Origin of the sequence: Solidesulfovibrio magneticus RS-1 (genome assembly GCF_000010665.1) — a bacterium.
Taxonomy (GTDB): domain Bacteria; phylum Desulfobacterota; class Desulfovibrionia; order Desulfovibrionales; family Desulfovibrionaceae; genus Solidesulfovibrio; species Solidesulfovibrio magneticus.
The window spans coordinates 4,829,168-4,840,804 of record NC_012796.1; the positions used below are offsets into that span (position 1 = coordinate 4,829,168).

Here is an 11,637-nt window from a genome sequence, read left to right on the forward strand (position 1 = left end):
GTTTGCCCATTTGACTCCGCGCCATACAAGCACTACATGTATGACAAAAAGAAGGCGTGCCATGCTGACTGTCCGACTCCCCGAAGCGCTGGAGGCCCGGCTCAATACCCTGGCCGAGGCGACCAAGCGCCCCAAAAGCTTCTATGTCCGCGAAGCGCTTGAGCGAAGCCTTGAGGATATGGAAGACGTATATCTGGCGGAAGCGGCCCTGGAGCGGTTTCGGGCCAGCGGCGAGCCGGCCGTGCCGTTAGCGGAGCTGGAGCGTCGCCTTGGCCTGGACGATTGATTTCACGCCCGAGGCGGCCAAGGCGTTGTCGCGTCTGGGAGCGCAAGCCCAAACGCGCATCGTCCGGTTTTTGCGCGAACGGGTCGCGCCGGCCGACAATCCCCGCGCCCTGGGCGAACCCCTCAAGGGCTCCCGATTCTCGGGCCTGTGGCGTTTCCGCGCCGGGGACTACCGGATTTTGTGCGACATCGAGGACGAGCGTATCCGTATTCTCGTCGTTCTTCTCGGCCACCGCCGCGAGATTTATAAATAATCGCGAAAATCAACTTCCCGTCGACCACTCCGCCCCATCCGCCCCTTTCCCCATGGAGGGCCAGTCAGCGCCGAAAACCCCTTCACCCCCTTTCTCCATGTGGGGGGTCTGGGGGCCTCAGGCCCCCAGCGGAGAGGTCCAGGAGAGGCAGCGCCTCTCCTGGCCGCCGGAGGCAATTCTAAAAAAACCGGCGCAGCCACAGTTCCAGCATGACCAGGGCGAAGAGGCGTTTGCCGTGGTCGGCCTGGCCGGCGGCGTGGGCCGTGAGCAGCGCTTCCACGGCCTCGGGGCGGACGATTTCCCGGCAGACCTTGCCGCCGATGAGCAGATCGTGGGCAAAGGACTTCAGCGGCCCCCGGAACCAGCCGGCCACGGGCAGGCCGAAGCCGCGCTTGGATTGATTGGCGATGCCGGGCGGCAGCAAGTCGGCGAAGGCGCGGCGCAGCAGGTATTTGCCGGTCAGCCCCTTGAGCTTCAGGCGCGTGGGCAGATGGGCGGCGAAGACGGCCAGTTCGCTGTCGAGCAGCGGCGAGCGGCCTTCCAGGCCGCTCGCCATGGCCATGCGGTCGGCTTTGACCAGCAGATCGCCGGGCAGGTAGATGTTGGCGTCGGCAAAAAGCGAGGCGTCCAGCGGCGCATCGGCCTTGGACGCGGCGGCGGTGTAGACGTAAAGCGCCACGGAATCGGCCGGGCCGGCGGCCTTGGCGAATTCCGGGCGCAAAAGCGCCAGCCGGTCGGCCGGGGAGAAATAGGACCCCCAGCGCACGAGGCTGGCGGCGCGCGGGATGGCCGTGGCCTGGGCCAAGCGCTTGAGGCCGGCGCGCCAGTCGGCCTCCACGGGCACGTCGCCCTTGGCCGGCAACAGCCCGGCCAGCCAGGGGACCAGTCGGCGGGTGACGGCATGGGGCAGTCTGGCATAGGCGTCGGCCAGGGGATCGAGCCAGTAGCGCTGGTAGCCGGCGAACATTTCGTCGCCGCCGTCGCCGTTGAGGGCCACGGTGACGTGCTGGCGCGTGAGGCGACAGAGATGCCAGGAGGCCAGGGCCGAGGGATCGGCAAAGGGCATGTCCGTGGCCGCGACCACGGCTTCCATGGCCGCTCGCGCCTCGTCGAAGCCGACCACGAATTCGGTGTGGCGCGTGGCGAAGCGTTCGGCCACGGCCCGGGCCTTGGGCGTCTCGCTGAAGGCTTCCTCGGCGAAACCGATGGAAAAGGTGCGCACGGGCTGGTCGGTGAGGCCGGCCATGACGGCGGTGACGATGGCCGAGTCCACGCCGCCGGACAGATGCGCCCCCAAGGGCACGTCGGCGACCAGCCGCAGCCGTACGGCCTCGGTGACGCGGCTGCGCAGCTCGGCGGCCAGATCGTCCACGGAGCCGGTAAGCTTGGGCTGGTAGTCCAGGCGAAAAAACCGCTCGATGTGCGGCCGGCCGCCACGCCACAGCAGGGTATGGCCGGCCGGCAGACTGGCCACGCCCACAAAGCCGCTTGACGGCTCGGGCACGTGCTGCAGGGTCAGGTAGTGGGCCACGGCCTCGGGGTCGAGGCGTCGGGCCACGGCGGGATGGGCCAGCACGGCCTTGGGTTCCGATCCGAACGCCAGGCCGCCGGGCACGGCGGCGTAATAGAGCGGCTTTTTGCCAAAGGAATCGCGGGCCAGAAACAGTTCCCGGCGCGGCGCGTCCCAGATGGCCAGGGCGAACATGCCGCGAAGCTTCGCGGCGCAGGCCGGGCCAAGCTCTTCGTACAGGTGGACGATGACTTCGGTGTCGCTGCGGCTGGCGAACACGTGGCCCTTGGCTTCGAGTTCCTGGCGCAGCTCCTGGAAATTGTAGATTTCGCCGTTAAAGACGATGGCCAAGATGCGGTCTTCGTTGAAAAGCGGCTGGTCGCCGGTGACGAGGTCGATGATGGCCAACCGGCGATGGGCCAGGCCCGCGCCGCCGCCCTGGGCAAAGACGTCGAGATGGATGCCCTCCCCGTCCGGCCCGCGATGGGCCAGAGTCCCGTTCATGGCCCCCAGCACCTGGCCAAGGGTTTCCGGGCCGCCCTGGTTGGTGAGAAACCCGCAAATGCCGCACATGGTTGCGCCCCCTCCTCGACCTTATCCCAGCGCCCTGTCCCCAGCGAAACCGCAAGGCGCTGTCCCGCGCGGCTCGGCTTGCCTCATGCCAACACCACCGCGTCAGGCTTTCGAGGCGTCCGGCTCGCACAGCGCGGCGTAGCGCTCGGCCACGGACCGCCAGGAATATTCCCGGCACACGCGCTCCCGGCCGGCCGCGCCCAGCCGCCGACGCAGGGCTGCGTCGGTAAGTAAGTCCGCCAAGGCCACGGCCAGGGCGTCGGGATCGTCCGGCGGCACGAGCAGGCCGGTCTCACCGTCGGCCACCACTTCCTCGTTGCCCGAAATGCGCGTGGCGATAACGGGCAGGCCGGCGGCCATGGCTTCCAGCACGGCGTTGGGCATGCCTTCATCGCGCGAGGGGAAAACGAACAGATCGGCCCGGCGCAGCAGTTCCGGCATGGCCTCGCGCCCGGCCCAGCCGGCGAAACGCAGGCGCGGCAACACGCCCAGACTCGCCGCCTGTTCGGTGAGCGCGCCGCGAAGCGGACCGTCGCCGACAATGGTCAGCTCATACTCGGCCTCGGCCGGAAGCCGGGCCAGAGCCGTAAGCAGCACATCCAGGCCCTTTTGATGGACCACCCGCCCGACAAAAACGAGCTGGACCGGGCCGCCCGCTTCCCGATTCTCGGCCGGGGTGAAGCGCGCCGTGTCCACGCCGTTGGGGATCATGCGGATGGGCGTTTGCCCGGCGCTTTGCCGGGCCAGGGCGGCCAAGCCTTGGCTGTTGGCCACCACATGGGCGGCCCCGCGCCACAAAAAGCGGATAAGCGGACCGGTGACCTTGTGGTAGCCGGCCAGATTGTAGGGTAGAAAACCCGGCACGTCGCCGCCGCGCAGCGACACGATGTACGGCACGCCACGAAGCTGCTTCAAAAGCCAGGCGGCCGGGCCGCAAGGGATGCCGAAAAAGGCGATGCAGGCGTTGGCCCGAAAATCCCGCTGCAGCAGCGGCAAGGCCACCCCGGCGCTCACCAGAAAGGTCAACATCTCCAAGGGCGAACAATGGTCGGCATGACGGCGCACGACCGGCAGCCGCACCAGTTCGTAGCCGTCCACGACCTGCCGCCGGGGCAGGCTGCCAAACGCGGCCGTGACCACCCGCACCCGATGCCCCAGCCCGGCCAGCTCCCGGGCCATGTTGGCCGTGGCGTTGCCCGCCCCGCCGCCTATGGGCGGATATTCGTAGTTGAGGAGTAAAAAAGAAAACCTGCGAGAGGGAAACCCTTTTTGGAAAAAAGGGTTTCCCTCTCGCGCTCTCCCTTCCTCAAAACTTTCAATGGGGGGGAGACCGTTCACAGGTAGGGTCATCGGGCTACCCCGTACGGGGGGGTCCGGGGGGCCTCAGGCCCCCCGGCGGAGGGGTCCAGGGGAGGCAGCGCCTCCCCTGGCCGCCGGAGGCAAACCAGCGTCGCTGTCACAATACTGAGCACGGCCGGGTCGCGGTCGGCGAAATCGGGGTGCAGGCGATCGGCCACGGCGGCGAAGGCATCCTCGTCGCGGGCGTAGTCGAGCACCGAGACATCGAAGCCGACCCGGGCCAGGGCGGCGGCGTGGTCGTCGTAGCGCCAGCGCGGCAGATCGCCGGGATCGAGGAACCGGTTCCAGACCTTTTGGGAGAAAAGGAGGAAATGGAAAGGATATTTGAAAAAGTGGTCGCGGTAATCGACCCGGTGGAGCATGACGCCGCCCGGAGCCAGGATCCGGGCCAGTTCGCCACAAAGGGCCGGCAAGTCCCGGACATGTTCCAGGACCGAGTTGGACAGGACCACGTCCACGGAAGCGTCGGGGATGTCGTCCAGGGCGACGGTGCGAACCACGGTGTGGAATTGCACCTGGGGATGAGCCAGGACTTGGTGTTGCAGGTGTTTGGCGTCCAGACCGACGTCGTGGCGGGCGTAGGGCTCCTGGCAGACCACCGAGGCCGCACCCAGGCCGGCCAGGGCATAGCCCACGCCGTTGGTCGCGCCGCAGCCGATCTCGACGATTCGCTTGCCCGGGATGGCCAGGCCCAACCGGGCCAGGTCCTCGGCGTAGGCCCGGGCCACGGCCACCGGGTCGGTGACGCCCTGGTTTACGCGATAGTACGGCAGACGCGGCCCCCAGGTGGCCAGACGCTTTTCCGTAAAGAAAAACCGGCGCAAAACGCGCAGGGTCACGTATTCGAGGCTGTCAAAATGCAAGGCGGCCTCCTCCCAGGTCCATGTGGCGCAGCACCCAGAGATTCCAGAGAAAAAGCCTATGGTCGGCCCGGCCGGCCCGGTGGGCGGCGATATGCTGCTCGATGGCGGCGGCGGAAAGCGACGCCTCAACGGACGCGGGTGCGCCCATGGGCAACCGTCCTTCGGCCAGCCAGCGGCCGATGGGCACGCCGAAACCCTGTTTCTTGCGATAGATGATGTCCCGGGGCAGCACCGGCTCCAGGGCCTTCTTGAGGATGTATTTGGTGGTCCCCCGGCGAAACTTCAGGCTGGCCGGCAAGGCGCGCACGTAGTCCACCAGTTCGATGTCGAGGAACGGGGCCCGGGCTTCCAGGGAGAACATCATGCCGGCCCGGTCGGTTTTCACCAGGATGTCGTCCTGAAGATAGAGGCGGGTGTAGAATTCCAGGGTCCGGTCCACGAGGTCGGCGCTGGCGCAGCCGTCGTAGACCTCGATGGCCTCGCTGTAGACGTCCTCGACGTCGATGGGGCCGCCAAAGAGGTCGACCAACCCGTCCGGGGCAAGGGGGCCGAGCCAGACCGGGTTCCAGAGCCTGGGCGACTGGGCCAGGCCGCCCAGGAACCGGTTGAGCTTAAAGGTCAGGGCCATGTAGCCATGGGCCACGGGCAGGCGCGCGGCCAAAAGCGCCAGGGCGGCGTGGACCGGGCGCGGGACCACCGCGCTGAAGGCCTTGGCGGCGGCCAGGGCCCGGAAGGGGTCGTAGCCGGCAAAAAGCTCGTCGGCCCCGTCGCCGCCCAGGGCCACGGTGACATGCTTTCGGGTCTCGCGGCACAAAAGGGCCGTGGGAATCAGCGACACATCGCCCATGGGTTCGTCCAGACGGCCGACGATCTCGGGCATGAGCGAAAGCGCGGCCTCCAGGGTCAGCCGGGCCTCGTGGCGGGCCACGCCGATGGCCGTAGCCGCCTGCCGGCTCTTGGATGATTCGTCGAAGGCCGGATCGTCGAAACCGATGGAAAAGGCGCGCACATCCGGGGCATGGCGGGCGGCCAGGGCGGTGATGGCCGAGGAATCGACGCCGCCGGAGAGGAAAATGCCGAGCGGCACGTCGGCCATGAGCCGGCGGGCCACGGCGGCGTCCAGGAGCTCAAAGACGCGCCCGGCCACCGTTGCCTCGGGCGCGGCGGCCAGGGCCGGGTCGGGCTCGACCCGGAAGGTCCACCAGCGTTTCGGCTCCGGGCGGGGATCGGCGGCGTCCAGGAGCAGGTTGCAGCCGCCGGGGAGCTTGTGCGTGCCGGCATACAAGGCGTTTGGTCCGGGAATGAAGCCGAAGGCGAAATATTTTTGCAGGCTGCGCCGGGAAATGGACCGGTCGGCCAGGGCCGGGTGGGCCATAAGGCTCCCCAGCTCCGAGGAAAAGGCGAAAAAGCCCGGTTTGGCGGCATAGAAAAACGGCTTTTTGCCGAACCGGTCCCGGGAGCAGAAAAGCCGGCCCTGGTCCAGATCGTAGAGGACAAAGGCCCACATGCCGTTTAAGCGCCCGGGCAGGCCTTCGCCCCACTCCCGCCAACCGTGGAGCAGGATCTCGGTGTCGCTGTGGTCGGAAACGAAGCGGTGGCCCCGGCCGGCCAGCTCCCGGCGCAGTTCCAGGTGATTGTAGATCTCGCCGTTGTAGGTGACCACCAGCCGCCCATCGGCGGTGGCCATGGGCTGGACTCCGCCTTCGAGGTCGATGATGGCCAGGCGGCGGTGGGCCAGATGGACGGCCCGGGATTCGTCAATAAAGCGGCCTTCCCCGTCCGGGCCGCGCCGGGCCAGGGCGGCGTTCATGGCGGCCAGGGCCGGCGCGCCGCCCGGGCCGGCAAATCCGCAGATGCCGCACACGCTCGCGCCTAGTCCTTGCAGTTTCGGGTGCAGTCCACGATGTAGGTCGGCTTGTCCTGGGACTCGTGGTAGGTGCGCATGAGGATCTCGGCGATAAGGCCCATGAAGACGGCGACGATGCCGATGAGCATGAACATGACCACGGCCAGGGGCAACGGCGTTTCAATGAAGCTCTTGTTCAAAAAGATCTTGCAGTAGAGCATGAACACGAAAAAAAGCATGGAAAGCGCGATGCTGGCCAATCCGAATCCGCCAAAGAGGTACATGGGCTTTTGGGCGTACTTGTCCAGAAACTTCACGGTCATGAGGTCAAGAATAACCTTGAGGGTACGTTCGATGCCGTACTTGGACGCGCCATGGATGCGGGGATGGTGGGTGACGCTCACTTCCGTCACCCGCGCGCCCTGCCAGGCGGCGTGGATGGGGATGAAGCGGTGCATCTCGCCGTAAAGCTTCACGCCCTTGATGATGTCGCGGCGATAGGCTTTGAGCGAACAGCCGTAATCGTGGAGATGGACGCCGGAAATAAAGGAAATGAGCGCGTTGGCCATGCGGCTTGGCAGGTTGCGCTTGATGGGATTGTCCTTGCGGTCCTTGCGCCAGCCCGAGACCACGTCGAAGCCCTCGTCGAGCTTGGCCAAAAGCTTGGGGATGTCGGCCGGATCGTTTTGCAGGTCGCCGTCCATGGGGATGAGGATGTCGCCCCGAGCGGCGTCGATGCCGGCCATCATGGCCGGGGTCTGGCCGAAATTGCGGCGCAGGTGCACCACGCGCACGCGCTCGTCCCGGGCGGCCACGGCGTCGATCCGGGCGCGCGTGTCGTCGGTGGAGCCGTCGTTGACCAGAATGACCTCGTAGGGATGGCCCAGGGAGCCAAGGACCGTATCGAGCTTGGCGTAAAGCGGCTCGATGTTGTCCTCTTCATTGTAGAGCGGGATGATAATGGAAAGCATGTCCGGCATGGGGTCCGCCGTTTGGTCGTTACAGGCTTATTCGGACGAGGTTTGGCCCCGGGCCGCGCCGGGCTGTCGACGCAGGTCGACCAGCCGCACGCCGGGCTCGGGGCTGGTATAGGGAAATTCGGCCCCGTCGAGAAGGGCGAAATTGCCGGAGGTAGCGGTCAGCTCCCGGATGTGGTCGTCGAAAGGCGCGAAAAGCGGCCCTTTTTCCATGACGTTGGGGGCGTAATCCCCTTCGCGCACGACCATATGGGTCACGCCGTAGACACGGGCGAATTCGCGCACGGTGTCCGGGTCTACGGCGTAGTAGGCTTCCAGCTGATGGCCCAGGCGCGGCGTCATGATCTTCCAGGCCCCGACGCTCCAGGGATGGGCCAGCTCGTAGCTGGCCACCACGTTGCGCCGGCCAAAGGTCAGGACGTTGTCCATGTCCTTGGGGTTGCCGGCCAAAAGCGCGTCTTTGGGCAAGGCGGTTACGGCGGCGAAAAGGGGCGCGTCGGCCCGGTAGTCGTAGAGGCCCACGCCGGACAGCCGCCAGCAGCCGAAGCAGACAGCCAGGGCGCACAGGAGCGGCCCACCCAGGCGTCGGGCCAGGACGCCGGCGAAAAACCAGCGCAGGCAAAGCGCCAGGCCCAGAGCGTAGAGCAGGTTGATGGAATACGAGATGTAGCGGTCAGGCACAAAAAGCACCAGGGCGATGGCCCGGGCCAGGGCGTACAGCCCCAGCGACCCGGCCAGCAGCATGGCCGCCGGGCGGTACAGCGGCAGATAGTCACGCCAGGGTGCGCGCCGCGCGCCGATCCACAGCACGGGGACCAGCACGGCCAGGGTGGCGATGCCCGGAATAAGCCCCCATTCCAGGAACAGCCCGATGCTCTCGAAGGGCCAGTAGACCAGATCGAGAAAGGGGTTGGGCAGCGGGAACAGGTCCAATCTGCCGTTGGGGCCGAATTCCGGGCCGGCGGCCAGGGCGGCCCGCCCCACCAGCGGGCCGTAGCCCTTGGCGGCAAGGGCCTGGTTCATGCCGAGAACGGCGGCGGCGGCGGCGGCCAGCACCAGCCCATGGACGGGACGGGAGGGAAACGGCGCGGCCGTTTTGTCTGTGAGCCGGGCCATGACCGCGTCGAGGCAGGCACAACCGGCGCAGAGCATGGCGATGTAAGGAATGGTCGCGGCCTGCAGGAGCAGGACCCAGGCCATGCCCCGGCCCGAGCGGCGCAGCCAGGCCCAGAAAAAAAGGGCCAAAAGCGGCCCGGCAAAGGCCCGGGACAGCCCCCCGGAGATGTTTTTGAGAAAATACGGCATCCCCCAGGCCATGGCGGCGCAAAACCAGCCCAGGGCCGGCCCTTCCAGGGTCGCGCCGATGCCGAAAAAACTTGCGGCCAAAAGGACGAACAGCCCGCCGGTCAGCAGCTTGGAGAAGAGGATCGGATCGACGCCCAAACCCTTCGCGGCGGCAAAATACAGGGCCTTGACTCCGGCCGGGACGTAGGCGGCGGCGTAATCGGACAGAAAATCCGGCGGGTACAAAGCCGGGTCAAGCCACCGGGCCATCCAGAAAAGCTGCTGGCGCACGTCATCGTTAGCGACGTAGGGCGAGGCCAGCCCCAGGCGGTGGGCTACGGCGAACACCAGGGCCGACAGCAGACAGACAGCCAGCCAATCCGCAGAACGGACCGGCCGACATGGGGCGCAGGCCTGACAATCGGCTTTATGGATTGGCGAGCAGCACACGAAACGCACTATAATTCTTGAAAAATACCACGATATTTTTCAAGCAATGCAATACTAGATGGCCCGATCATAGAGGCGGAACACCTTATAGCGTTCGCCGCCGAAATCCTGGAGCGTTTTGTTCCATTGCTCCAGGGATTCGGGAATGAGCGAGCAGTCGCAGTATTCCATTTTGGGGTGGTTGACCAGAAAATTAATGATAATATTAAGGATGATGGCGTGATGCAGGCGTTTCCACTGATGGGCGCGCGACACACCCATGATGATGGCTCGGCAGTGGGTGAGCGGTTTGACCCGGCAATCCCAGAGCAGTTGGAGCTTTTGCCACAGCCCGAACTTGCCGTTGAATTTCTTCACCGACCGGTTCATGTCCGGCGACACCACGGCAAAGGCAGCGATGTCGTCGCCGTCGAGGATCATGGTTTCCAGGTCCGGCCGCACCAGGGGCTGCAGCGTGACGAAGATGTCTTCGTACTGCTTGTCGGTCAGAGGCACATGGCCCCAGTTCTTGCTCCAGATGTCGTTGAAAAGTTCCTTGATCTGGGGGCCGCGTTTGGCGAATTCCTTGCGCTCGATGGGCCTTATCTCGCACTTCTGGCGGGTGAGGATGGAATCGCGCAGCCGTTTGAGCTTCTCTACGTCCATGCCCGGCTTCTCGGAAATACGGTAGGCATACCAATCGTACGTCTTTTCAAAGCCCCAGCCCTTGACCAATTCTTCATAGTACGGCGGATTGTGGGTCTGCATCATGGACGGCGGCGAGTCAAAGCCGTCGACCAACAGCCCGACCTCGTCGTAGATGCCAAAGGACAGCGGCCCATGGATACGGGTCTTGCCATGGCCGCGCACCCAGGCGGCAGCGGCTTCGAACAGGGCGTCGGCGGTTTCCTGGCTGTTTTCGCACTCGAAAAAGCCGAAGAAACCGGTGTCCTTGTCATGGTGCTCTTCGTACAGGCCATTGAGGTGGGCCGAAATACGCCCCACGATCCTGCCGTCGCGACGGGCCAGAAAGTATTCGGCCTGGCCGAATTCAAAAAACGGTCCTTTGTCGCGGTTCAGGAAATCGCGCTGCATGGGAATAAGCGGCGGCACCCATAGGGGGTCGTCGCGGTAGATTTCCCAGGGATAGCGGATGAACGCGTCAAGCTCCGCCGGGCCGGCCACCGGCTCGACCACAAGGGAAGGGTTGGTCATGGGCGTCTACTTGCCGGGCTGGATGGTAATCTGAGCCTTGAGGCCTTCCTTGAGCTCGGCATCCGGGTTGGGGATGGTCAGTTCGATCTCGTAATAGGAAGGCTGCTGCAAGGCGGCCGGCATGGGCGCCCAGGGGATGCGCGACACCGAGGCGTTGAACTTCTTACCCGGAATGGAGTCGAAGGTGACCACGGCGGGCACGCCTTCCTTGAGCTTCTGGGCCTCGATTTCGTGGACCTGGGCCCGGATGATCATGGGATTGAGCAGGCCCACCTGAAACAGTTCCGCTTCCTTGGCCAGCTTGACTCCGGCGCGCAGCTCGGGGTTCATCCACATGACGTAGCCGTCGACTGGAGCCTTGATGATGCCGTCCTTGGGCACCTTGCCGATGCCCACGCCCTTACCGAAGTGGTCTTCGGCCAGCTCGACCCGATCGGTGAGGAGATCCCGGGCCAGGGAAAGCTGCTCCAAAACGGCCGATTTCTCCTTGCGAACCACCTCGATTTCCTTGGCGTTCATGGAAATGGCCTGCTGGGAGGTCATGTTACGCTGACTCATGGCCTCAAGCTCACGTCCCTTGGCGGAAAGGCGGTCGATCTCTTTGTCGGCCACGGCCAACTTGTGTTCGAGTTCCTTGATGTTGGCCGGCGAGAGCTTGGTTTTCTCGTCCATGCGCGTTTCCAAGGGAATCTCGTAGGAAGCCAGCACGTCGCCACGTTTGACATGCTGCCCAATCTGTCCGGAAAGGGTCAGGATCTTGGCGTTAAACGGCAAAAAGACCGAGAGTTTGACCGGGCTGTAGAGCTTGCCGGAAAAGGAGATGTCGGCCGGGCGGAAAGAGGAGCGTTCCGGGCTTTCGGCCGGCGCGGCCGGAGTCTGGGCAAAAGCGACCGTGGCGGCAAAGATCGATATCCCAACCGCCAGCAGCACGGCGCGACGTATCATGCGCATGTTTTCCTTGCAGTAAGGTTCAGGCGGACCCTTTGCACAGAGTCCGCCGGAAGTGTCATGCATTCCTTGAGGGGAACGCCTATCCTCAAAG

10 protein-coding genes are annotated in these 11,637 nt (G+C 65.3%); 2 read left to right on the top strand and 8 right to left on the bottom strand.

Translation table 11 applies throughout. The annotated features are described in order from the left end of the window. Positions 1–61: 61 nt before the first annotated feature. The gene (locus DMR_RS20110; RefSeq protein ID WP_043601238.1) at positions 62–286 is read left to right on the top strand and encodes a type II toxin-antitoxin system RelB family antitoxin; all 225 of its coding nucleotides are present in this window, start codon (positions 62–64) and stop codon (positions 284–286) included. Then, positions 270–539 carry a type II toxin-antitoxin system RelE family toxin gene (locus tag DMR_RS20115; RefSeq protein WP_015862886.1) on the top strand — a complete coding sequence of 90 codons (270 nt, stop codon included), beginning with the start codon at positions 270–272 and terminating at the stop codon, positions 537–539. Before DMR_RS20110 ends, DMR_RS20115 begins: the two co-directional genes overlap by 17 nt. 178 nt (positions 540–717) lie before the next feature. Here DMR_RS20115 and asnB (DMR_RS20120) read toward each other — a convergent pair whose 3' ends face one another. From asnB (DMR_RS20120) to DMR_RS20155, 8 genes are all read right to left on the bottom strand, one after another. After that, positions 718–2,622, bottom strand: coding sequence for an asparagine synthase (glutamine-hydrolyzing) (gene asnB / locus DMR_RS20120; protein WP_015862887.1), 1,905 nt, complete (start codon positions 2,620–2,622; stop codon positions 718–720). A 102-nt stretch (positions 2,623–2,724) separates the two neighbouring features. After that, a complete protein-coding gene (locus tag DMR_RS20125; protein ID WP_015862888.1) occupies positions 2,725–3,972 on the bottom strand; it encodes a glycosyltransferase family 4 protein in 1,248 nt (415 codons plus the stop codon). Further along, entirely contained in the window at positions 3,969–4,844 is an 876-nt protein-coding gene (locus DMR_RS20130; RefSeq protein WP_043601241.1) for a class I SAM-dependent methyltransferase, read from the bottom strand. The genes DMR_RS20125 and DMR_RS20130 overlap by 4 nt, the downstream gene beginning before the upstream one ends. Beyond that, complete coding sequence (gene asnB / locus DMR_RS20135) at positions 4,834–6,708, bottom strand: asparagine synthase (glutamine-hydrolyzing) (RefSeq protein WP_015862890.1); 1,875 nt, start codon at positions 6,706–6,708, stop codon at positions 4,834–4,836. Before asnB (DMR_RS20135) ends, DMR_RS20130 begins: the two co-directional genes overlap by 11 nt. Positions 6,709–6,716: 8 nt before the next feature. After that, positions 6,717–7,670: a glycosyltransferase family 2 protein gene (locus DMR_RS20140; protein ID WP_015862891.1), complete on the bottom strand. Its 954-nt coding sequence runs from the start codon at positions 7,668–7,670 to the stop codon at positions 6,717–6,719. A 27-nt stretch (positions 7,671–7,697) separates the two neighbouring features. Next, positions 7,698–9,299, bottom strand: a complete 1,602-nt coding sequence (locus DMR_RS20145) for a hypothetical protein (protein WP_232502840.1) — start codon at positions 9,297–9,299, stop codon at positions 7,698–7,700. Between the two features lie 156 nt (positions 9,300–9,455). After that, positions 9,456–10,595, bottom strand: coding sequence for a hypothetical protein (locus DMR_RS20150; protein WP_015862893.1), 1,140 nt, complete (start codon positions 10,593–10,595; stop codon positions 9,456–9,458). A 6-nt stretch (positions 10,596–10,601) separates the two neighbouring features. Beyond that, positions 10,602–11,540, bottom strand: a complete 939-nt coding sequence (locus tag DMR_RS20155) for an efflux RND transporter periplasmic adaptor subunit (RefSeq protein ID WP_148208498.1) — start codon at positions 11,538–11,540, stop codon at positions 10,602–10,604. Between the last annotated feature and the right edge of the window lie 97 nt (positions 11,541–11,637).